Origin of the sequence: Micromonospora sp. NPDC049799, assembly GCF_040656655.1 — a bacterium.
GTDB lineage: Bacteria > Actinomycetota > Actinomycetes > Mycobacteriales > Micromonosporaceae > Micromonospora.
This window is the reverse complement of the sequence record NZ_JBFAMU010000002.1, coordinates 20,486-42,007: the sequence shown is the minus strand read 5'-3', so window position 1 is coordinate 42,007 and position 21,522 is coordinate 20,486. Positions and strand designations below refer to the sequence as shown.

Genomic DNA, 21,522 nt, shown 5'->3' with positions numbered 1-21,522 from the left:
GCGGTGAGGCGGACGGGAGCGCCACCGGTTCCGGCTGGTCCGGCCGTGGTCAGAACCCCCGCGCGAGCCGGTAGTACGCCTGGTTCCACCGAAGTTCGTCGGCGAAACGGCTCGGGTCCGTGTCGGCGTCGATGACCACCAGTTCGGTACGGCTCATCTCGGCCAGGTCACGCAGTTCCTCCACGCCGACCGCCTGCGACAGCACCGTGTGGTGGGGAGCGCCGGCGGTGATCCACGCCTCCGCCGAGCCGGGCAGATGCGGACGGGGCCGCCAGACCGCCCGCGCCACCGGCAGCCGGCGCAGCGGGTGCGGCGGCGGCACGACATCGACGACGTTGGCCACAAGTCGGAACCGCTCCCCCATGTCCGCCATGCCGAGCACCACGGCCGGGCCCGGCGCGGCGTCGAACACCAACCGGACCGGGTCCTCCCGGCCCCCGATGCTCAGCGGGTGGACCTCCACGTTCGGCACACCCGCGGCGATGCTCGGGCACACCTCGAGCATGTGCGCGCCGAGGACGAGTTCCTGACCAGGGGTGAGGTCGTAGGTGTAGTCCTCCATGAAGGAGGTCCCACCGTCGACGCCGACCGCCATCGCCTTCAGCGTCCGCACCAGGACGGAGGTCTTCCAGTCACCCTCGCCGCCGAATCCGTACCCGTCGGCCATCAGGCGCTGCACGGCGATCCCGGGGAGCTGACGCAGGCCGCCCAGGTCCTCGAAGTTGGTGGTGAAGGCCCGGAAGCCGCCATCGTCCAGGAACGTGCGCAGACCGATCTCCAGGCGCGCGGCGTACCGCAGGGAATCGTGCCGCGCGCCGCCGGGACGCAGGTGCGGGTCGACCCGGTAGGTGTCGTCGTACTCCTTGACCAGGTCGTCCACCTGCGCCTCGGCAACCGCGTCGACCACCGCGACGAGGTCGTTGACGCCGTAGGTGTTGACCGACACGCCGAAGCGCAGTTCCGCCTCGACCTTGTCGCCGTCGGTCACGGCAACGTCGCGCATGTTGTCGCCGAAACGGGCGAGCCGCAGCGATCGCACCGCTGACCAGCCGAGGGCGGCGCGGACCCAGGCGCCGACCCGGCGGACGACCCGGGGGTCGGTGACGTGGCCGGCGACGGTCTTGCGAGCCACGCCGAGCCGGGTCTGGATGTACCCGAACTCGCGGTCGCCGTGGGCTGCCTGGTTCAGGTTCATGAAGTCCATGTCGATCTCGTCCCACGGCAGCAGGACGTTGGCCTGCGTGTGCAGGTGCAGCAGCGGTGTCCGCAGCGCGTCCAGCCCCGCGATCCACATCTTCGCCGGGGAGAAGGTGTGCATCCAGGCGATCACCCCGACCGCTCCCTGCACGGCCGCATCCCGGCACGCCGCGAGGATGTCGGTGCTGGAGGTCAGGACCGGCTTCCAGACCACCCGGACGGGGATGTCCGGCGACTCGTCGAGCCGCGCGGCGATCTGCCGGGACTGGTCGGCGACCTGCCGGAGGGTTTCCTCGCCGTACAGGCCCTGGCTGCCGGTGAGGAACCAGACCTCGGGCTGGGGGTGCGTTGACATGGTGTGTTGCCTTCCGCGGTAGGGGCCGTCACTTGAAGCGGATGCCGATGAGGCGCTGGAGAAGGATGAAGGTGAAGAGCAGCCCACCAATCACGATCTTGGTCCACCAGGAGTTGAGGCTGCCGTCGAAGGTGATCAGGGTCTGGATGACACCCAGCACCAGCACGCCCAGGACGGTGCCGAAGACGTAGCCTGACCCACCGGTGAGGACGGTGCCGCCGATGACGACGGCCGCGATCACGTCCAGTTCCATGCCGACGGCGATCAGCGGCGCACCGGAGAGCGTGTAGAACGACAGCAGGATGCCGCCGATGGCCGAGCACAGCCCGCTGACCGTGTAGACGGCGATTCGCGTCCGGCCGACCGGCAGGCCCATCAGCAGCGCGGACTGGGAGTTGCCGCCGATCGCGTACACGTTGCGGCCGAAGCGGGTGTAGGCCAGCACGTACGCGGCGACCAGGACCACGACGAACACGATCAGCACGCTGATCGACACGAAGTTCCCGCCTGGGTTTCCGACGCGCTCCTGGGACATGGTCGTCCAGAACCCGTCGGTGATGGGGATGGACGCGTCGCTGATGAACGTGCACATACCGCGGGCGAAGAACATGCCCGCGAGAGTGACGATGAACGGCTGGATGTCGAAGAAGTGAATCGCGCAGCCCATGAGGAGCCCGAGCGTCGGGCCGATCAGCAGGGCGATGACGAGCACCAGGGCCGCGGGCAGACCGTCCTGGAGCAGGGAGGCCGACACCATCGCGGTCATCGCGACCACCGAGCCGACCGACAGGTCGATGCCGCCGGTGAGGATCACGAAGGTCATGCCGACCGCGACGACGAGCAGGAACCCGTTGTCGATGAAGACGTTGAAGACGACCTGGATGTCGGAGAACGCCCGGTACTGGGACACCCCGATGCCGTACATGACCAGCAGCAGGGCGAGGGTGGCCAGGACCGGCACGTGGCGGCGGGGAACGGTGGGCCGCCAGGCGCGGCCGGTGGTCAACGAGGTGCTGCTCATGCCGGCACCTGCTCCTTCTCCCGCTGCGGCGACGCCGGCTCGGGCATCGGCCGGTTGCGGCGCCGGCTGAGCGTGGCGCGGAACGCCGGCGACTGGACGAGGCAGACAGCGATGACGACGACCGCCTTGAACAGGAGGGACGTCTGCGGCGAGATGTTCATGGCGTACACCGTGGTGGTGAGGGTCTGGATGATGAGTGCGCCGAGGATCGTCCCGCTGAGGGAGAACCGGCCGCCGGCGAGGGACGTGCCGCCGATGACCACCGCGAGGATCGCGTCGAGTTCCACCCAGAGACCGGCGGCGTTCCCGTCGGCGCTGGACACGTTGGCGGTCATCATGAAGCCGGCGACCGCGGCGCAGGCGGCGCTGACCACGTACACGAGGAAGATGACCCGTCCCGAGCGGATGCCGGCCAGTCGGCTGGCCCCGGCGTTGCCGCCGACCGACTCGACGATCAGGCCGAGGGCGGTGCGGCGGGTGAAGGCGGCGACGAGAAGGGCCGCCGCCAGAGCGATGAAGATCGCCAGTGGCAGGGTCAGGAAGTGCCCGAGCCCGATCGCCCGGTACGGGCCGGAGTTGATCGTGATGATCTGACCCTCGGTGATGAGCTGGGCGAGACCCCGACCGGCCACCATCAGGATCAACGTGGCGATGATGGGTTGGATGCCGATGACAGCGACCAGCACGCCGTTCCACACGCCGAGCACGAGCGCCGCCCCGAGGGCCAGGGCGAGTGCCGTGAAGACGGTGGAGATGCTGTTCTGGTCGGGCGCCTTGCTGATGTAGAGACAGGCGACGGCACCGCTGATGGCACAGAGCGAGCCGACGGACAGGTCGATGCCGCCGGTGGCGATGACCAGGGTCATGCCGAGGGCGACCAGGATCAACGGCGCACTCAGCCGCAGGATGTCGATCGGGGTGCCGTAGAGGTGCCCATCCTTGACCTCGATGGAGAGGAAGCCCGGCCGGTAGATCGTGTTGGCGACGATCATGAGTACGAGAACGAGTGCGGGCCAGAACAGCCGGTGGCCGGTCATCGGGCGGAGGCGGTCGGCGACGGTGCTCATCGGTTCACCTCCCCCCGCTGGGTTCCGCCGGCGATGGTCTGCATGACGCGGTCGGCGTCGAGGTTTTCGTCGTTGTCGAGCTGGGCGACCATCGTCCGGTCGCGCATGACGGCGACCCGGTGGCTCAGCCGCAGCACCTCCTCCAGCTCGGCGGAGATGAACAGCACGGCCATGCCCCCGTCGGAGAGCTCGACCACGAGCTTCTGGATCTCCGCCTTGGCACCGATGTCGATGCCGCGGGTGGGTTCGTCGAGGATCAGCAGCCGTGGCTCGGTGATGAGCCAACGGGCCAACAGCACCTTCTGCTGGTTGCCACCGGAGAGGTTGCGCACCGGCAGGTCGGGATCGGCCGGTCGGATGCTCAGCGCCTTGACGTACTTCTCGACCAGCTCGTCCTGGCGGCGACGCGGGATGGGCCGCGCCCAGCCACGCGCCGCCTGCATCGCGAGGATCATGTTCTCCCGGACCGACAGCTCGGGCACGATGCCCTCTGCCCGGCGGTTCTCCGAGCAGAACCCGATGCCGCGGTCGATGGCCTGGACGGGGGCCCGCAGGGCTGCCCGGCTTCCGTCGACAGCCACCTGGCCGTTGTCGGCGCGGTCGGCGCCGAACAGCAGCCGCGCCACCTCGGTACGCCCGGACCCGAGCAGGCCGGCCAGCCCCACCACCTCGCCGGCGTGGACGCGCAGGCTGAACGGGGCGACGGCGCCCTTGCGACCGAGCTCCGACGCCGCCACCAGGGGGGTCCCTGCGGACTGCGCGGTGACCGGCCGCTTGGGTTGCTCGTCCAGCCGCTCCAGCACGTCGAGTTCCTTGCCGATCATCTTCTCGACGAGGCTGAGCTGTGGCAGCTCCTCGGTCCGGTACTCCCCCACGAGCGTGCCGTTGCGGAGCACGGTGATCCGGTCGGCGATCTCGTACACCTGGTCGAGGAAGTGGGTGACGAACAGGGTGGCGATCCCCTCGTCGCGCAGCTGCCGCATGATCCGGAACAGGTGCGCGACCTCGCGGGCGTCCAGACTGGACGTGGGCTCGTCAAGGATGAGCACCCGCGCCCGCACGTCGATCGCCCGGGCGATGGCGACCGTCTGCTGCACGGCCAGTGAATACGACCCCAGCGGCGCGGAGACGTCGATGTCGAGGTCCAGGCGGGCCAGGAGGGCCTGCGCCCGCCGACGGACCTCGCCCCAGCGGACGGCGCCGAGACGGCGCGGCTCCCGGCCGATGAAGATGTTCTCCGCCACCGACAGGTTGGTGCAGAGATTGACCTCCTGGTAGACGGTGCTCACACCGGCTGCGGCGGCCTGCATCGGCCCGCTGAAGGCGACCTGTTCACCGGCAAGGGTGATCACGCCCTCGTCGATGCCGTAGACGCCGGTCAGCGCCTTGATCAGCGTCGACTTGCCGGCGCCGTTCTCACCCATCAGGGCGTGGACCTCGCCCGGGAAGAGCCGGAAGTCGACGTTGTGGAGGGCGCGCACCCCCGGGAAGGACTTGCTGATTCCGGTCATGCTCAGGACCGGACGGCTACCCGTCATCCCATCAGACCTCTTCTGGATGGTGTCGGCACGGAAACGAGCGACGAGTCGGGGCCGCCGTCCGGTGGACGGCGACCCCGGCGGCGGTCAGTACTTGCGGTTGGGCAGCGCCTCCTTGGCCTGCGCCTGGGTGAAGGTGGTCTCCTCGGTCTCGATCCGGGGCGGCACCTCCTCGCCGGCGTGGACCTTCTTCGCCAGGTCCATCAGCTGCGGGCCGAGCAGCGGGCTGCACTCCGCGATGAAGTTGAACTTGCCGTCCGCGAGGGCCTGCATGCCGTCCTTCACCGCGTCGACAGTGATGATGATGATGTCCTTACCGGGCACCTTGCCGGCGGCGTTGATCGCCTCCAGGGCGCCGAGCCCCATGTCGTCGTTGTGCGCGAAGAGCACGTCGATGTCCGGGTTGGCCTTGAGGAACTGCTCCATCACCTGCTTGCCGCCAGCCCGGGTGAAGTCACCGGACTGGGAGGCGACGATCTTCAGGTTCGGGTTGGCGGCGATCGCGTCGGCGAAGCCCTTCTTGCGGTCGTTGGCCGGCGCGGAGCCGGTCGTGCCCTGTAGCTCGACGATGTTCACCGGTCCGGTGGCGGACTTGGTCTGCTCGACCAGCCACTCCCCCGACAGGCGGCCCTCCTTGACGAAGTCCGAGCCGAGGAAGGTCTTGTACAGCGACTTGTCGGCGGAATCCACGGCACGGTCGGTGAGGATCACCGGGATGCCCGCGTCCTTGGCCTCCTTGAGGACGGTGTCCCAGCCGGACTCCACCACCGGCGAGAAGGCGATCACGTCGACCTTCTGCTGGATGAAGTTCCGGATCGCCTTGATCTGGTTCTCCTGCTTCTGCTGGGCGTCGTCGAACTTCAGCTCGATCCCCGCCTCGGTGGCGGCCTCCTTGATCGAGCTGGTGTTCGCCGTCCGCCAGCCGCTCTCCGCGCCGACCTGGGAGAAGCCCAGGACGATCTTGTCGTCGCCGCCGCCACCGCCGGTGTCGCTGTTGCCGCAGGCCGCCATGCTGCCCGCGAGCAGCATGGCGGCGACGATCGCGACGACGGTGCGTGTCGTTCTCCTGGTTCTCATGGTTTCTCCTCGGGTTGGTATCCGGACCGCGCCTGCCGGCGGCGTACGGGCCGGGGTGTGGTGGGGATGGTGCGAGAAGGGACGGTGTCGGTGAGGAAGCTCGTCGTGGCCGGGATCATCCGGTCGGCGGGCGTTGGCCGTAGACGTTCTGGTACCGGTCGTGCAGCGAGTCGACGTCGGCCGACGCGATCGGCAGCGGTTGCCCGAGCGCGCGGGCCAGGTGTGCGGTGCGGGCGACGTCCTCGCACATCACCGCCGCCTTGACCGCCGCGCGGGCGTCCGTGCCGATCGTGAACACCCCGTGGTTACGCATCAGCACCGCGGGCGAGCGGTGCCCGGACAGGGCGCTGACGATCCCCTTGCCGATGGCGTCCCCGCCGATCAGCGCGAACGGCCCGACCGGGATCTCCCCGCCGAACTCGTCGGCCTGGGCGGTCAGCCAGCACGGGATCGCCTCGCCCCGGGCCGCCCAGGCGGTGGCGTAACCGCTGTGCGTGTGGACGACACCGCCGACCTCGGGCATCGCCCGGTAGACGTAGGCGTGGGCGGCGGTGTCGCTGGACGGGGACCCGGCCCCGTCGACGACATTCCCGGTCAGGTCGCAGACCACCATGCTGTCCGCTGTGAGGTCGTCGTAGTCGACGCCGCTGGGTTTGATGACCATCAGGTCCTGGCCGGGGACCCGGGCCGAGACGTTCCCGGCGGTCCACGCCACCAGGTCGTACCGGGTGAGTTCGCGGTGCAGGCGGGCAACGGTCTCGCGCAGCGCGGCCACCTGCTGAATCACGTCGGTGTTCATCCGACCGCCTCCAGAACCGTGTCGGCCTGCGCCGCGGCCGCGTCGAGGGCCGCGTTCCGGATCGTCCGCAGGCGGAGCATGACGTTGTTGCCGCCGCGGCCGAAGTGGTCGTGCAGGGCGCGGTACTCGGCGTAGAGGGCGTCGTACGCACGCACGTTGTCCGGATCCGGCCGGTAGGCGCCAACGTGCACCCGGCCCATCGCGGCCGACGCCTCATGGATCGACGGATACGCCTCGGCGGCGACCGCCGCGTGGATCGCCGACCCGAGCGCCGGCCCCTGGGCGGAGCCGATGATGCTCAACGGGCGGTTGGTGACGTCGGCGTAGATCTGCATCAACAGCGGGTTCGAGGTGAGACCGCCGGCCACGACCAGGTCGGTGACCGGCACCCCGGCGTCGACGAACGCCTCGATGATCATCCGGGTGCCGAACGCGGTGGACTCCAGCAGTGCCCGGTAGACGTCCTGCGGCCGGGTGGCCAGCGTCATCCCGACGATCAGACCGCTCAGGTCGTGGTTGACCAGCAGCGAGCGGTTGCCGTTCCACCAGTCCAGCGCCACCAGGCCGTGCGCGCCGACCGGCTGGGCGGCGGCCAGCTCGGTCAACCGTTCGTGCGAGTCCACCTCGGCCGGGGCTGCGTGTGCGACGAACCAGCCGAAGATGTCGCCGACCCCGCTCTGCCCGGCCTCGTAGCCCCAGGCGCCGGGGCTGATGCCGCCGTCGACGACACCGCACATGCCGGACACCTCGGCGGGATGGGTGCCGTTGAGAACGTGGCAGGTGGAGGTGCCCATGATGGCCACCAGCCGGCCGGGCTCCAGGGCCTGGGCGGAGGCGGCCGTGACGTGCGCGTCGACGTTGCCGACCGCGACGGCGATGCCCTCCGGCAGGCCGGTCCAGGCGGCGGCCCGGGCGCTGAGGCTGCCGGCGCGGTCGCCCAGGGGCAGCAGCGGACCGTCCAGTTTGGTCACGAAGTCGGCGAAGCCCGGGTTGAGCGCGCTCAGGTATTCCCGCGACGGGTACCGGCCGTTCTGACGGATGCCCTTGTAGCCGGCGGTGCAGACGTTGCGGGTCTCGGTGCCGCACAGTTGCCACACGATCCAGTCGGCCGCCTCGATGAAGCGCTCGGCGCGCCGGTAGGTCTCCGGATCCTCCTCCAGGATCTGCAGGCCCTTGGCGAACTGCCACTCGGCGGAGATCTTGCCGCCGTAGCGGCCGATCCACGGCTCGCGCCGCTGGTGCGCCAGGGCGTTGATCCGGTCGGCGTGCGGCTGCGCGGCGTGGTGCTTCCACAGTTTCACCCAGGCGTGCGGCCGGTGGCGCAGCTCCGGGACCTCGCACAGCGGGGTGCCGTCGGCAAGGGCGGGCAGAACCGTGCAGGCGGTGAAGTCGGTGCCGATGCCGACGACCCGGGACGGATCGACGCGGGCGGCGGCCAACGCGGCGGGGACGGCGTGGCGCAGCACGTCCCGGTAGTCCTCCGGATCCTGCAGCGCCCAGTCCGGTGGCAGCGCCGGCCCGCCGCCGGGTAGCGCGGACTCGATGACACCGTGGCGGTACTCGTGCACCGCGGTCCCGACCTCCGCGCCGTCGCTGACCCGGACCACCAGGGCCCGCCCGGAGAGGGTGCCGTAGTCGACTCCGACCACGTACCGCTCACCGACACCGTCCACATTGCCCATGACCACCTCCGAACAACGATCGAGCCTAGTGTTAACGCTCACATCGAGCGTCGTCAAGACACTCGTCGGCAACAGCTCTGTAACGGGGCGGGCGCCGTCGGATCCTCGTCCCGCAAGCTCGCTGGCCGACGCGCTACCCGGCACCCGGCCCACCCAGACGTTTGCCAAGATATTTACATCGGTTGATGTAAGCGATAACATGCCTGCCACCGCGTCATTACCGGCAGCCGCCACGACCGGCGCCGACCCGCGACGTATCCCAGCGCCGGCAGTCGAGCGCCGGCACCGCTCACCCTCTCTGGATCAAGGAGGTACCCCGTGCGTAGACCGAAGAGATGGTTGACTGCTGTCCTGGGCGTCCTGGCAGTGACGCTCACGACGGCGGTCGCCGACGGCGTCGTCGCGCCCCGTCCAGCGCAGGCCCTCGACAACGGCGTCGCCCGCACCCCGCCGATGGGCTGGAACACCTGGAACACGTTCGGCTGCACCATCGACGAGACGCTCATCCGGCAGATGGCCGACGCGATCGTCAACCACGGCCTGCGTGACCTCGGGTACAAGTACGTCGTCGTCGACGACTGCTGGTTCAACCCGAACCGGGACACGCAGGGCAACCTCCAGGCGCACCCGCAGCGCTTCCCGAGTGGGATGAAGGCGCTCGGTGACTACCTGCACTCGCGAGGGCTGCTGTTCGGCATCTACCAGGGTCCCCTGGACCAGACCTGCGCCCAGTACTTCGACGCCTTCCCCGGCTCCACCGGCAGCCTCGGCCACGAGTACCAGGACGCCCGGCAGTTCGCCGCCTGGGGTGTGGACTACCTGAAGTACGACTGGTGTTCCCCCACCGGCACCATCAACGACCAGGTGGCGAGGTTCGGCATCATGCGCGACGCGCTGGCGGCCACCGGCCGGCCGATCGTGTACAGCATCAACCCGAACAGCATCCACGAGAAGACCGGGCCGCAGCGCGACTGGGGCGACGTGGCGAACCTCTGGCGGACCACCGAGGACATCACCAACGCCTGGGACACCGGCCAGACCAACGGCTACCCCATGGGCATCCAGAACATCGTCAACGTCAATGTGCCGCTGGCCGGGTACGCCGCCCCGGGCGGGTTCAACGACCCGGACATGCTGGAGGTGGGCAATGGCGGCATGACCGACACCGAGATGCGCAGTCACTTCGCCCTGTGGGCGATGATGGCCGCGCCGCTCATGATGGGCAACGACCTGCGCTCAGCCAGCGCGGCGACGCTCAGCATCCTGAGAAACCAGCATCTGATCGCGATCAACCAGGACACTCTGGGCCGGCAGGCGGTTCAGGTGTCCAACGACGGCACCCGGCGGGTACTGGCCAAGCGACTGGCCAACGGCGACGTCGCGGTCGCCCTGTTCAACCAGGGCAACTCCACGACGACGATCTCCACCACAGCGGCGGCGATCGGCAAGAGCGGAACCTCGTTCGCCCTGCGCGACGCGTGGACCAACGGCACCTCCACCACGACCGGGACCATTTCCGCGAGCGTTCCGGCGCACGGCACGGTGGTGTACCGGGTCAGCGGGGGCGGCACCACCGAGCCGCCGCCCCCGAGCACGTTCCGGCTGCGCAGCGAGTCCGCCGGGCGGTGCCTCGACGTCGACAACTCCACCACCGCCAACGGCACCGGCACGTTGATCTGGGACTGCCACGGCAATGCCAACCAGCAGATCACCCAGAGCGGCCAGACGCTGCGGATCCTCGGCAAGTGCCTGGACGTACCGCCGAACGCCGTCAACGGCACCCGGGTGCAGATCTGGGACTGCAACGGCGGCACCAACCAGCAGTGGACGTTCAACGGCAACGGCACGGTGAGCACCGTCCGCACCCCGTCGCTGTGCCTGGACGTCAACAACGGCGGCACCACCAACGGCACAACGGTCATCCTCTGGTCCTGCCACGGCAATGCCAACCAACGGTGGAGCCGGGTGTGACCGGCGGCCGGCGATCGTAGGACGGCTGCATGCCGTGATTGCGTCGACGCCCTCGGCATCGATGGGTCTTGATGATGACGGCGCACTCTGGCAATGTTACGAACATCTATGTTAGCGCTCCCATGAGCTGCGGCTCATCACACCGCTGGTCGGCCGGAAACCAGGTGGCGCTGACAACGGATCCGTCCCGCATCAATCGAGCGTGCAACACCGAAGGGAGTCACCGTGACACCACCGCTCAGACCGCACGGGCATCGCCGGTCCAGACCGAGACGTGCGCTCCTCGCGCTGCTCTCCGTCGCAACCCTGCTCGCCGCCCTGGTCGCCCCGGCCAATCCCGCCACCGCTGGTACGACACTCGGGACGTCGGCCGCGGAGAGGGGCCGCTACTTCGGCGCCGCAGTCGCTGCGCACCGCCTCTCCGACAGCCAGTACGTCACGATCCTCAACCGCGAGTTCAACTCGGTCGTCGCCGAGAACGAGATGAAGTGGGACGCCACCGAGCCCCAACAGGGCGTCTTCACCTTCGGCAACGGCGACCGGATCGTCAATCACGCACAGCCCCGCGGCATGTCGGTGCGCGGACACACCCTGCTCTGGCACGCGCAACAGCCCGGCTGGGCGCAGAACCTCTCCGGCTCAGCCCTGCGCAACGCCGCGATCAACCACGTCACCCGGGTGGCCAGCTACTACCGCGGGAGAATCCACTCGTGGGACGTGGTGAACGAGGCGTTCGCCGACGGCAGCAGCGGCGCCCGCCGCGACTCCAACCTCCAGCGCACCGGCAACGACTGGATCGAGGCGGCGTTCCGTGCCGCCCGGGCGGCCGACCCGAACGCCAGGCTCTGCTACAACGACTACAACACCGACGGCATCAACCCGAAGTCCACCGCCATCCACAACATGGTCCGCGACTTCAAGGCCCGCGGCGTACCCATCGACTGCGTCGGCTTCCAGTCCCACCTCGGCACCAGCCTGCCCGGCGACTACCAGGCCAACCTGCAACGTTTCGCCGACCTCGGCGTCGATGTCCAGATCACCGAACTCGACGTCGCCCAAGGAACCAACCAGGCCAACATCTACGCCGGGGTCACCCGCGCCTGCCTGGCCGTCACCCGCTGCACCGGCATCACCGTCTGGGGGGTCCGGGACAGCGACTCCTGGCGGGACGACAACCCGCTCCTGTTCGACCGGAACGGAAACAAGAAGCCGGCGTACACGGCCACCTTGGACGCCCTCAACGCCGGCGGGCCGAGCAACCCGGGGCCGATCGACACCAGCGCCTGGTACGTGCTGGTGAACCGTAACAGCGGCAAGGCGCTGGACCTGTACAACCTGGCCACCGCTGACGGCGCGCGGATCACGCAGTGGACGCGGCACAACGGCGCGAACCAGCAGTGGCAGTTCGTGGACTCGGGAGGTGGCTACTACCGGGTCAAGTCCCGACACTCCGGCAAGGTCCTCGACGTGTACAACTGGTCGACCGCCGACGGCGGTGCGATCGTCCAGTGGTCCGACCACAACGGCACCAATCAGCAGTTCCGACTGGCCGACTCGGACGGCGGTCACGTCCGCCTGATCAGCCGGCACAGCGGCAAGGTGGTGGAGGTGCAGGGCGCCTCCACCGCTGACGGCGGCAACATCGTGCAGTACGCCGACTGGAACGGCGCCAATCAACAGTGGCAACTCGTCCGGGTCGGGTGACACCCCTCAGCGAACGGACCAGCAAGCGCACCGGTCCGGCGGAGCCTCCGCCGGACCGGAGGCGCTGCGTCGACGCGCCGAACGACACCAGCAGCGCGTCTCAACCGCTGCTTGAGCTGGCTGTGATCAGCCTCGATCGGGTTGTTCGCGTACTGCTCGACGTGGTGTCATGCCTGCGGGATCAAGTCGTCGAGCACGGCCCCTGCTCCGGATCAGCCGCTTCGGCGGTTACCCCACTGGCGCGGGCTCTGGACCGAGCCCCGGCCGCCGAGGCTCTGACCCTTCCCATACGGTTGCGGCGACGCGACCTTGCCCTTCGCGCGTCGGGCAGCCCGATTCGAGTAGACGGCAGGGTCGCCGGTCTCGGTCTCGGTGGGCGTGTCCGCATCGTCGGCGTGAGCGCCTTGAACGGATTCGGGCTCCGGCATCGGTATCTCCCTGGATTCGTCGGGTGCCCTGCGGACCGTCGCCAGCCGGCGGACGCGGACTGCTCGACGCCGGTGTGGGCGCCTTGACGGTATCGCAACGGCGAGCCCGTCCGATGGACGGTCCGTGGCCCAAGCGCCGGCGAGCGTGTAGCGGTCGGCGCACCGGACCCCTCGCCCGAACACCACCAGCACCAGCACCAGCACCAGGGCAGTCGACGGTGTCATGCGCTCCCCTGGCTGCAGTCCACGTCCTCGCCGGTACGACGTCGGACGGCACGCCCGCGCCGGCCCGAGACCCGCTCCGGCCGCCCGGCCGCCGCCCGGCCAGGTTCATGGCTTCCGGGGCGGGACAAACGGTGGTGCGCGGGACCGGGTCCGCTGACAGGATGCCCGGATGGACCTCGACTCCGGCGCCGGGCTGCTGCACCGACTCACGTCGTACGTGCCGAACCGCGAGTGGGACGTACCCGTCGACCACCCGGCCGTGCGCGGCGACCTCGTCCCGAACGACCCCGCGGCGCTGCCGCCGCCGATGAAGGGCTACCCGGACGCGCTTCCCGTCCTCGCCCTGCCGCGGGAGCTGCCCGACCCCGGCATCGCCGCGACGGCCGTCCTCGCGGGTGTCCCCGCTCCGACGCGGCTGCTCGACGCGGCGCAGCTCGGCCGGGTGCTCTTCCTCGGCGCCGGCGTCGTCCGCACCGCGGAACGCAACGGTCGCCGGGTCCTCTACCGCGCCTCGGGTTCGGCGGGGGCCCGCTTCCCGCTGGAGGTCTACGCGAGCACGCGCGGCGTCGCGGGGGTCCCGGACGGCGTGCACTGGTACGACGCGACACGGCATGGGCTCGTCCAGGTCGCACCCGCCGCCGCCGGCACGGTCACCACGCTCGTCGTGACCGGCGTGCCGTGGCGGACCGGGTGGCGCTACGCCGAACGCGGGTGGCGACATCTCTACTGGGACGCGGGAACGCTGCTGTCCCAGCTGTCGGCGGCGGCCGACAGCGCCGGCCTCTCGCCGCAGCTGCGGTCCCTGTTCCCGGACGCCGCGGTGCGGGACCTCGTCGGCGCGGACGGGGTGCACGAGTACCCGCTGGCCCTGCTCTCCCTGGGCGACGGCGAGCCGGCGATCGGGCCCACCGCACTGGCGGCCCCGGGTGAGCTGCCGCCGGTCGAGCTGCCACTGTGCACTGCGGCGCAGCGCGCGGGCGAGCGGGACGAACTCGGCACGCCCTGGCCGCGGACGGCCGCGCTCCCGGACTTCCCGCCGTCCGACCCCCTCGATCAGGTGGTGCGCCGGCGCGGTTCACAGCGACGCATGGACCGGACCCGCACCCTGCCGCGCCACCTGCTGGAGTGGCCTCTCGCCGCGGCGCTGCGCGGGGTGCGGGTGCCGCACTGGGTCGCCGTCCACGGTGTCGACGGTGTGGCGCCCGGCCTCTACCGCTGGCCTGATTTGTCGACGCCGGTCCGCGCCGGCAACCTGCGCGACGAGCTGCTCCGGATCTGCCTGGACCAGTCGCTCGCCGGCGACGCCGCGTACGTCGTCATCGCGGCCACCCGACTGTCGTCACTGGACGACCGCGGCTACCGTGACGCCCAACTCGCGGCAGGGCTGGTCGAGGGCCGGCTGCACCTGGCCGCATACGCCCTCGGCGCGGGCGCCTCCGGCATGACCTTCCTCGACTCGGAGGTCCCGGGTCTGCTGGACGAGCCGGACGACCTGGCGACGCTGCTCTTCACGTGCGTGGGTATCCCGGAGTACACCTCGCGCAGCGGCGGCGACCCGGGTGCGCCGGTCGAGGTCCGGCCCGTCGTGCCCCGCCTCGGATCGCGCTGACCCGGGCCGGGGCGACGCCGTTCCTGACGGACAGTGCTCGGTCAGCCGTGGCCGTGCTGCCTCCCGGCAACCTGGCGACGCAGTTCGTGCCGCGCCAGGGCGTTCTTGTGCACCTCGTCCGGTCCATCGGCGAACCGCAGGGTGCGGATGCGGGCGTAGGCGGCCGCCAGCGGGAAGTCCTGGGAGAGGCCGGCGGCGCCGTGCACCTGGATCGCCTTGTCGAGGATCCACTGGACGGTCGTGGGGGTGGCGATCTTGATCGCCTGGATCTCGGTGTGCGCGCCCTTGTTGCCGACGGTGTCCATCAGCCAGGCCGTCTTGAGCACCAGCAGGCGCAGCTGCTCGATCCGCACCCGGGACTCGGCGATCCAGTCTCGGATCACGCCCTGCTCGGCCAGCGGCCTGCCGAACGCGATCCGCCGCTCGGCGCGACCGCACATCAGCTCGACGGCCTGCTCGGCGACGCCGATGGAGCGCATGCAGTGGTGGATGCGGCCGGGACCGAGACGGGCCTGGGCGATCGCGAAGCCGTCGCCTTCGCCGCCGATCAGGTTCTCCACCGGCACGCGTACGTCGTGGAACTCCAGCTCGGCGTGCCCGCCGTGGTCGTGGTCGTCGTACCCGAACACCTCCATGCCCCGCTTGATCACCAGACCCGGGGTGTCCCGTGGGACCAGCACCATGGACTGCTGACGGTGCCGCTCGGCGTCCGGGTCGGTCTTGCCCATGACGATGAGGATCCGGGCGTTCGGGTTCATCGCGCCGGTGATCCACCACTTGCGTCCGTTGATCACGTACTGGTCGCCGGACCGCTCGATCCGGGTCGCGATGTTCGTGGCGTCCGAGGACGCCACGTCCGGCTCGGTCATGGCGAACGACGACCGGATCTCGCCGTCCAGCAGCGGCTCCAGCCACTGCTTGCGCTGGTGCTCGGTGCCGAACATCGCCAGCACCTCCATGTTGCCGGTATCCGGGGCGGCGCAGTTCAGGGCGGCGGGCGCCAGGTGGCTACGTCCGGTGATCTCCGCCAGCGGGGCGTACTGGAGGTTGGTCAGGCCGGCTCCGTGCGTACCCGGCAGGAAGAGGTTCCACAACCCGCGCTTCCGCGCCGCGGCGCGCAGCTCCGCCAGCACCGGCACCGCGTCCCAGGCCCAGCGGTTGCCGAGCTGCCCGAGCTGCTCGTGGAAGGCGTGCTCCGCCGGGTAGACGTGGCTGTCCATGAAGTCCAGGAGGTTGTCCCGCAGCCCCTCGGTCCTCGGGTCCAGGGCGAAGTCCATCAATGCTCCTTGAGGTAGGTCAGGCCCGCGTCGAGCAGCAGCTCGGTGACCTCGCCGAGGCCCTCGAAGCCGGAGCCGACGGTCTGGCCGCGCACATGGCGGTAGTGGATGCCCTCGATGATCGCGGCCAGCTTGAAGGCCGCCAGCCCGAGGTGGAAACCGAGGGGCGGGAGGGGGCGGGTGCTGATCGCCGCGTACCGGTCGAGGATCTCGTCCTCGGTCAGGAAGCCGGGCGCGGACGAGGCGTCGGCGACCGCCAGCCCGACGAGCCGCCCCAGGCGCTGGTAGAGCACCAGTAGCGCCAGGTCGGTCAGTGGGTCGCCGAGGGTGGCCATTTCCCAGTCGATGACGGCCGCGAGGCGGTCGCGGTCGTCGGTGAGGACGTTGTCGAGGCGGTAGTCGCCGTGCACGATGCCCGGCGTCGACTCGCTCGGCACGCCGGCCGCCAGCCGGGCGTGCAGCTCGTCGGCGGCCGGCAGGTCCCGGCAGTACGACGCGTCGAGCTGCTTCTTCCAGCGGCTCACCTGCCGAGCCAGGAAGCCGTCGGGCCGGCCGAAGTCGGCCAGCCCCACGGCCACCGGGTCGACCGCGTGCAGGGCGGCCAGGGTGTCGACCAGCCGGGTCGAGATCACCCGGGTACGTTCCGCACCGAGCCGCTCAAGCTCGGCCGCGTGCCGGTACGCCGTGCCGTCGACCCGCTCCATCACGTAGAACGGGGCGCCCAGCACGTCGGCGTCGGAACAGGACGCGTACGTCTTCGGCACCGGCACGTCGGTCGTCAAGAGCGCCGACATGACGCGGTACTCCCGGCTCATGTCGTGTGCGGTGGCCAGCACGTGGCCCAGCGGCGGCCGCCGGACGATCCAGGTCCGCCGCCCATCACCGACCTCGTAGGTGAGGTTGGACTTGCCGCCGGCGACCAGCCGGGCGGTCAGCTCCCCGGCCGCCTCGGGAATCGAGGCGGCGAACCAGTCGGAGAGCCGGGCCAGGTCGAGGCCCGGCGGGTCGGGTCGCTCGGCGGCGGTCACGGCACCAGGATGCTGACGGTCTCGACCACGCACGCCGGCTTCTCGGCGCCGGCCAGCTCGACGGTCACCTTCGCCGTCAGCTGGTAGCCACCGCCGCCGCGCACCAGCGACAGCAGCTCCACCCCGGCCCGCACCTGGGAGTCGACGGGGACCGGGGAGGGAAAGCGCAGCTTGTTGGCGCCGTAGTTCACGCCCATGTTGAGCCCCTCCACCTTGTACACCTGCCAGACCAGCATCGGCACCAGCGACAAGGTCAGGTATCCGTGCGCGATGGTCCTGCCGAACGGGCCGTGCGCCGCTTTCGCGGGGTCGACGTGGATCCACTGGCGGTCACCCGTCGCCTCGGCAAAGGCGTCGATCTGCTGCTGGGTGACGGTGTGCCAGTCGGAGTAGCCGAGGTGGGTGCCGACCGCCTGCTCCAACTCCTCGATGCCGTGGAAGACCTTCATCATCTCTCCTTTCCCGGTCAGGCCTTCGGCCCGCCGGCGACGTACAGCACCTGGCCGGACACGAAACCGGCTCCCTCGCTGGCGAAGAACGACACGGCGTGCGCGATGTCCTCCGGCGTGCCGGTGCGGGCGACCGGGATCTGCGCCGCGGCGGCGTTCTTGAAATCCTCGAACGACATGCCGACCCGGGCCGCGGTGGCGGCGGTCATCTCGGTCTCGATGAAGCCGGGGGCGATCGCGTTCGCCGTGACGCCGAACTTCCCCAGTTCCAGGGCGAGCGTCTTGGTGAAGCCCTGCAGGCCGGCCTTGGCGGCCGCGTAGTTGGCCTGACCGCGGTTGCCCAGCGCCGAGGTGCTGGACAGGTTGACGATCCGCCCCCAACCGGCCTTGGTCATGTAGCCCTGCACGGCGCGGGTGACGAGGAACGAGCCACGCAGGTGCACGTTCAGGACCGCGTCCCAGTCGTCGGCGGTCATCTTGAACAGCAGGTTGTCGCGGGTGATGCCGGCGTTGTTGACCAGCACGGTGGGCTCGCCCAGCTCCCCGGCGATCCGGTCCACGGCGGCCTGCACCGCCTGCTCGTCGGCGACGTCGGCGCCGACGGCCAGGGCACGACCGCCACCGGACTCGATCTCTCCGACGACCGGCTTGCACGCGGCTTCGTCCAGGTCGACGACGGCGACGGCGAAGCCGTCCCGGGCAAGGCGCTTGGCGACGGCGGCGCCGATGCCACGCGCCGCTCCGGTGACGACTGCGGTGCGGGTGACGGTCATGGGGTCAACTCCTCGGTGCGGGCGGGATGGGGCGGGTCGGCTCCGGGCCGCGGCCGTGGGAGGCCGGTGCGAGAGGCGGGAAGCAACTCCGCGATCGCGGTCCGCGTGGTGTCGGCGTCGGTGTGCAGCAGCGCCCGCATGCCTACCGCGCGGGCGCCGAGCACGTTCGGTTCGGCGTCGTCGACGAAGAGCACCCGGTCGGCCGGCAGTCCGAGCCGATCCAGGGTGAGGGCGTAGATCGGGGCGAGCGGCTTGCGCAGGCCCACCTCGCCGGAGATGACGACGGGATCGAAGAGCCCGTCGATCAGCTCGCGCGGGTACGTGTTGCCCCAACTGTTGGAGAGCAGCCCGACGCGCACGCCGACGTCGCGCAACTGGCGGGCCAGGGCGAACATCGCCGGGTCGGGGCGCATCCCGGCGAACAGCCGGGCCAGGACGCCGACCGGGTCGATCGCACGCCCGTCGAGCGTGGTGAGCTCGGCGGCGAGCAGCGCGTCGAACTCGTCGACGGTCAGCGCCCCGGTCTCCAGGCGGTGGACGGGGGTGCCGTCCGGGGCGTCGCGGGACAGCCAGGCCTTGAGCGTGCGCGAGAACGACGCCGGGTCGATGCCGTCGGCGTGCAGCCACGCGGCGATCGAGTCCCGGACCGGTCCGGTGAGCACGCCGCCGTAGTCGAAGACCACGGCGTCCACCCGGTTCGCGGCGCTCACGCGACGTACACCACCCGGCCGACGGTGAGGCCGTCGGCGAGCTCCTGCACCCCGTCGGCCACCTCGCCGAGCGCGAGGCGTTGGCTGACCAGGGGTCGTACGGCGCCCTGGGCGGCCAAGGCGGTGAGGGCACGATGGCATTCGGCGACGGCCGCCGGGTCGTAGCGGTGGTACAGGCCCCAGTGCAGGCCGACGATCGAGTAGTTCTTGACCAGGGCGTGGTTGAGCGTGGCGGACTGGATCTGACCACCGGCGAAGCCGACCACGAGGATCCGACCCTCGAAGGCGATGCACTTGGTCGAACGCTGGTAGGTCTCGCCGCCGACCGGGTCGTAGACGACGTCGGCACCCTGGCCGCCGGTCTCGGCCCTGACCACCTCGACGAAGTCCTCTTCGCGGCGGTCGACGACCACGTCGGCGCCCAGTGCGCGGGCCACCGCCTCCTTCTCCGGGCCACCCACGACGCCGATCACGCGGGCGCCGGCCGCCTTGCCCAGCTGGACGGCGGCGCTGCCGACGCCGCCGGCCGCGGCGTGCACCAGCAGCGTCTCGCCCGCGCGCAGTCCGGCCCGGCGGTGCAGGCCGAACCAGCCGGTCTGGTAGCCGATGTAGAGCGAGGCCGCCTCGGCGTCGTCGAGCGCCGCGGGCGCGGGGAACGTAGTCGCCGCGTTCAGCAGCGCGAACTCACCGAACCCGCCGAACGGCAGCACCGCGCCGCCGAGCACACGGTCACCGATGGCGAACCCGTCGACGCTGTCGCCGAGCGCCACGACCTCGCCACACAGCTCGACACCCGGGGTGAAGGGGAGCTCCGGCTTGACCTGGTACTCGCCGCGGCACATCAGGACGTCGGGGAAGTTGGCCGGACAGGCCAGCACCTTCACCACGAGCTGCCCGGGACCTGGCTCCGGGTCCGCCACGTCGTTGAGCCGCAGGACGTCGCGGGGCTCACCGAGCTCGGCGACCCGCCATGCCTTCATCGAAGTGCCCCCTGGTCCTCGAGTCGTCGCTGGAGCTTGTTCATGGCGTTCAGCCACCGGTCGGTGTCGAGGGCGCGGTGGGTGTAGTAGTCGGCCACCTGCGGATGCGGGAGGACCAGGAACCGGTCGTCGTGCAGGGCCTGCCACGTCGCTTCGGCGACGTCCTCCGGCGTGAGCGCCGCATCGTGGCTGAGCAACTCCTGCAGCGGCGCGGCGTCGTCGAGCATCCGGGTCTGCACGCCCTGGGGGCAGATCGCCTGCACCACGACCCCACGGTGCCGGTAGGTCGCCGACAGCCACTCGGCGAACGCGAGGCAGGCGTGCTTGCTGACCGAGTACACCGCGCTCCCGAGCATCGTGAGCAGCCCGGCCGCCGACGCGGTCACGACGAAGCGACCGGAGCCGCGCTCCACCCATCCGGGCATCAGCAGTCGCGCGGCCCGCACGTGCGCCATGACGTTCACCTCGTGGGTGGCGGCCCAGTCCTCCTCGGCGGCCCACAGCCCGTGGCCACGGTCGATGCCGGCGTTCCCGAACCAGATGTCGATGGCGCCCAGGTGACCTCGGGCCGCCTCGACCAGCGCGGCGACCCCCTGCCCGCCGGCGGCGTCACCGGGAGCGGCGAAGCCACCGATCTCCTGGGCCACCCGGATGGCCGCCTCGGCGTCGAGGTCGTTGACCACGACCCGCGCTCCCCCAGCGGCGAGTCGGGTGGCCAGAGCACGGCCGATGCCGTGGCCGGCGCCGGTGACGACGACGCCCTTGTCCCGTACCGACATCAGACACCTCCGGTCAGGGTGACGCCGCCGTCGACGACCAGCAGCTGACCGGTCATCCAGGCGGCGTCCTGGGAGAGCAGGAACGCGACGACGCCGCCGATGTCGTCGGGGACGCCGAGCCGCTTGAGCGGGTACGCCGCAGCCACCTGCTCCTCCCGACCCTCGTAGAGGGCGGTGGCGAACCTCGTCTTCACTACGGCCGGGGCAACGGCGTTCACCCGGATGCCCGGGCCGAGCTCCACGGCGAGCTGCTGGGTGATGTGGGTGAGCATCGCCTTGCTGGCGCCGTAGAAGCCGATGCCGGGCGCGGGCCGGACGCCGGCCACCGAGGAGACGTTGACCACGGCACCGCCGTGCTCCCTCATCCAGCGCCGATGGACCTGCTGCACCCAGGACAGGGCGGCCAGGCAGTTCACCTCGAAGACCTTGCGGGCCGCGGCCAGGTCCATCTCGACCATCGGGCCGTACGCCGGGTTGATGCCGGTGTTGTTGACCAGAAAGTCGGCGCTGCCAAAGGTGTCGACCGCGCGCGCGACCACGTCGGCCTGGTGGTCGGCGTCGTCGGCGTGGCCGGCGACGCCGAGCGTGTGTTCGGGGCCCAGCTGGGCGACCGCCCGGTCGAGCGCCTCCCGCTTGCGGCCGGTGATGACGACCTTGGCTCCGTCGGCGACCAGCCGCTCGGCAACGGCGAAACCGATGCCCCGGCTGGCGCCGGTGACGATCGCCGTCCGTCCGGTGAACCTCTCTGCCATCGGCGGTGGCGGGACGCTCGCTGCTTCGGGCACGGTCTCCCCTCCAAACTTACTAAGCGCTTGCTTAGTAGTACAGTTGATGAAGTGTGCGACACACCGCG

General features: G+C 70.5%; 18 protein-coding genes. 3 read left to right on the top strand and 15 right to left on the bottom strand.

Going from position 1 to position 21,522, the window contains the following annotated elements:
• Positions 1 to 49: 49 nt before the first annotated feature.
• From araA to araB, 7 genes are all read right to left on the bottom strand, one after another.
• Entirely contained in the window at positions 50 to 1,552 is a 1,503-nt protein-coding gene (gene araA / locus AB0I76_RS00550) for an L-arabinose isomerase (protein ID WP_357027719.1), read from the bottom strand.
• A 28-nt stretch (positions 1,553 to 1,580) separates the two neighbouring features.
• Positions 1,581 to 2,573, bottom strand: a complete 993-nt coding sequence (gene yjfF / locus AB0I76_RS00545; RefSeq protein ID WP_357027715.1) for a galactofuranose ABC transporter, permease protein YjfF — start codon at positions 2,571 to 2,573, stop codon at positions 1,581 to 1,583.
• A complete protein-coding gene (locus AB0I76_RS00540) occupies positions 2,570 to 3,640 on the bottom strand; it encodes an ABC transporter permease (RefSeq protein WP_357027712.1) in 1,071 nt (356 codons plus the stop codon). The genes yjfF and AB0I76_RS00540 overlap by 4 nt, the downstream gene beginning before the upstream one ends.
• Positions 3,637 to 5,178 (bottom strand): sugar ABC transporter ATP-binding protein, encoded by a 1,542-nt coding sequence (locus AB0I76_RS00535; RefSeq protein WP_357027709.1) that lies wholly within the window; start codon positions 5,176 to 5,178, stop codon positions 3,637 to 3,639. Before AB0I76_RS00535 ends, AB0I76_RS00540 begins: the two co-directional genes overlap by 4 nt.
• 87 nt (positions 5,179 to 5,265) lie before the next feature.
• A complete protein-coding gene (locus AB0I76_RS00530) occupies positions 5,266 to 6,255 on the bottom strand; it encodes an ABC transporter substrate-binding protein (protein ID WP_357027707.1) in 990 nt (329 codons plus the stop codon).
• A 115-nt stretch (positions 6,256 to 6,370) separates the two neighbouring features.
• Positions 6,371 to 7,054, bottom strand: a complete 684-nt coding sequence (locus tag AB0I76_RS00525; protein ID WP_357027704.1) for an L-ribulose-5-phosphate 4-epimerase — start codon at positions 7,052 to 7,054, stop codon at positions 6,371 to 6,373.
• On the bottom strand, positions 7,051 to 8,736 hold the full coding sequence (gene araB / locus AB0I76_RS00520; RefSeq protein ID WP_357027701.1) for a ribulokinase: 1,686 nt from the start codon (positions 8,734 to 8,736) through the stop codon (positions 7,051 to 7,053). The genes AB0I76_RS00525 and araB overlap by 4 nt, the downstream gene beginning before the upstream one ends.
• 318 nt (positions 8,737 to 9,054) lie before the next feature.
• Between araB and AB0I76_RS00515 the strand changes: the two genes are divergently transcribed.
• The 3 genes from AB0I76_RS00515 to AB0I76_RS00505 all read left to right on the top strand — a co-directional run bounded on the left by AB0I76_RS00515 (position 9,055) and on the right by AB0I76_RS00505 (position 14,673).
• Positions 9,055 to 10,707 (top strand): ricin-type beta-trefoil lectin domain protein, encoded by a 1,653-nt coding sequence (locus tag AB0I76_RS00515; protein ID WP_357027698.1) that lies wholly within the window; start codon positions 9,055 to 9,057, stop codon positions 10,705 to 10,707.
• Positions 10,708 to 10,995: 288 nt separating this feature from the next.
• Entirely contained in the window at positions 10,996 to 12,411 is a 1,416-nt protein-coding gene (locus AB0I76_RS00510) for an endo-1,4-beta-xylanase (protein WP_357027770.1), read from the top strand.
• A gap of 822 nt (positions 12,412 to 13,233) precedes the next feature.
• Entirely contained in the window at positions 13,234 to 14,673 is a 1,440-nt protein-coding gene (locus AB0I76_RS00505) for a hypothetical protein (RefSeq protein ID WP_357027695.1), read from the top strand.
• 41 nt (positions 14,674 to 14,714) lie between these two features.
• Here the strand turns inward: AB0I76_RS00505 and AB0I76_RS00500 are convergent, their stop codons facing one another.
• The 8 genes from AB0I76_RS00500 to AB0I76_RS00465 are packed head-to-tail and all read right to left on the bottom strand — an operon-like array spanning position 14,715 to position 21,421.
• Positions 14,715 to 15,950: an acyl-CoA dehydrogenase family protein gene (locus AB0I76_RS00500; protein ID WP_357027692.1), complete on the bottom strand. Its 1,236-nt coding sequence runs from the start codon at positions 15,948 to 15,950 to the stop codon at positions 14,715 to 14,717.
• Positions 15,950 to 16,978: a phosphotransferase family protein gene (locus AB0I76_RS00495; protein ID WP_357027689.1), complete on the bottom strand. Its 1,029-nt coding sequence runs from the start codon at positions 16,976 to 16,978 to the stop codon at positions 15,950 to 15,952. The genes AB0I76_RS00500 and AB0I76_RS00495 overlap by 1 nt, the downstream gene beginning before the upstream one ends.
• Entirely contained in the window at positions 16,975 to 17,427 is a 453-nt protein-coding gene (locus tag AB0I76_RS00490; protein ID WP_357027686.1) for a MaoC family dehydratase, read from the bottom strand. The genes AB0I76_RS00495 and AB0I76_RS00490 overlap by 4 nt, the downstream gene beginning before the upstream one ends.
• Positions 17,428 to 17,444: 17 nt before the next feature.
• Positions 17,445 to 18,200 (bottom strand): 3-oxoacyl-ACP reductase FabG, encoded by a 756-nt coding sequence (gene fabG, locus AB0I76_RS00485; RefSeq protein ID WP_357027683.1) that lies wholly within the window; start codon positions 18,198 to 18,200, stop codon positions 17,445 to 17,447.
• The gene (locus AB0I76_RS00480; RefSeq protein WP_357027680.1) at positions 18,197 to 18,910 is read right to left on the bottom strand and encodes an HAD family phosphatase; all 714 of its coding nucleotides are present in this window, start codon (positions 18,908 to 18,910) and stop codon (positions 18,197 to 18,199) included. Before AB0I76_RS00480 ends, fabG begins: the two co-directional genes overlap by 4 nt.
• The gene (locus AB0I76_RS00475; RefSeq protein ID WP_357027677.1) at positions 18,907 to 19,890 is read right to left on the bottom strand and encodes an NADPH:quinone oxidoreductase family protein; all 984 of its coding nucleotides are present in this window, start codon (positions 19,888 to 19,890) and stop codon (positions 18,907 to 18,909) included. The genes AB0I76_RS00480 and AB0I76_RS00475 overlap by 4 nt, the downstream gene beginning before the upstream one ends.
• Positions 19,887 to 20,669, bottom strand: a complete 783-nt coding sequence (locus AB0I76_RS00470) for an SDR family oxidoreductase (protein ID WP_357027674.1) — start codon at positions 20,667 to 20,669, stop codon at positions 19,887 to 19,889. The genes AB0I76_RS00475 and AB0I76_RS00470 overlap by 4 nt, the downstream gene beginning before the upstream one ends.
• On the bottom strand, positions 20,669 to 21,421 hold the full coding sequence (locus AB0I76_RS00465) for an SDR family oxidoreductase (RefSeq protein ID WP_357027671.1): 753 nt from the start codon (positions 21,419 to 21,421) through the stop codon (positions 20,669 to 20,671). The genes AB0I76_RS00470 and AB0I76_RS00465 overlap by 1 nt, the downstream gene beginning before the upstream one ends.
• Positions 21,422 to 21,522: the final 101 nt, after the last annotated feature.

What these genes read in the sequence shown, in the direction of transcription:
- araA (WP_357027719.1), bottom strand. Translation starts at nt 1,552, where the DNA reads ATGTCAACGCACCCCCAGCCCGAGGTCTGGTTCCTCACCGGCAGCCAG.
- yjfF (WP_357027715.1), bottom strand. Translation starts at nt 2,573, where the DNA reads ATGAGCAGCACCTCGTTGACCACCGGCCGCGCCTGGCGGCCCACCGTT.
- AB0I76_RS00540 (WP_357027712.1), bottom strand. Translation starts at nt 3,640, where the DNA reads ATGAGCACCGTCGCCGACCGCCTCCGCCCGATGACCGGCCACCGGCTG.
- AB0I76_RS00535 (WP_357027709.1), bottom strand. Translation starts at nt 5,178, where the DNA reads ATGACGGGTAGCCGTCCGGTCCTGAGCATGACCGGAATCAGCAAGTCC.
- AB0I76_RS00530 (WP_357027707.1), bottom strand. Translation starts at nt 6,255, where the DNA reads ATGAGAACCAGGAGAACGACACGCACCGTCGTCGCGATCGTCGCCGCC.
- AB0I76_RS00525 (WP_357027704.1), bottom strand. Translation starts at nt 7,054, where the DNA reads ATGAACACCGACGTGATTCAGCAGGTGGCCGCGCTGCGCGAGACCGTT.
- araB (WP_357027701.1), bottom strand. Translation starts at nt 8,736, where the DNA reads ATGGGCAATGTGGACGGTGTCGGTGAGCGGTACGTGGTCGGAGTCGAC.
- AB0I76_RS00505 (WP_357027695.1), top strand. Translation starts at nt 13,234, where the DNA reads ATGGACCTCGACTCCGGCGCCGGGCTGCTGCACCGACTCACGTCGTAC.
- AB0I76_RS00500 (WP_357027692.1), bottom strand. Translation starts at nt 15,950, where the DNA reads ATGGACTTCGCCCTGGACCCGAGGACCGAGGGGCTGCGGGACAACCTC.
- AB0I76_RS00490 (WP_357027686.1), bottom strand. Translation starts at nt 17,427, where the DNA reads ATGAAGGTCTTCCACGGCATCGAGGAGTTGGAGCAGGCGGTCGGCACC.
- fabG (WP_357027683.1), bottom strand. Translation starts at nt 18,200, where the DNA reads ATGACCGTCACCCGCACCGCAGTCGTCACCGGAGCGGCGCGTGGCATC.
- AB0I76_RS00475 (WP_357027677.1), bottom strand. Translation starts at nt 19,890, where the DNA reads ATGAAGGCATGGCGGGTCGCCGAGCTCGGTGAGCCCCGCGACGTCCTG.
- AB0I76_RS00470 (WP_357027674.1), bottom strand. Translation starts at nt 20,669, where the DNA reads ATGTCGGTACGGGACAAGGGCGTCGTCGTCACCGGCGCCGGCCACGGC.
- AB0I76_RS00465 (WP_357027671.1), bottom strand. Translation starts at nt 21,421, where the DNA reads ATGGCAGAGAGGTTCACCGGACGGACGGCGATCGTCACCGGCGCCAGC.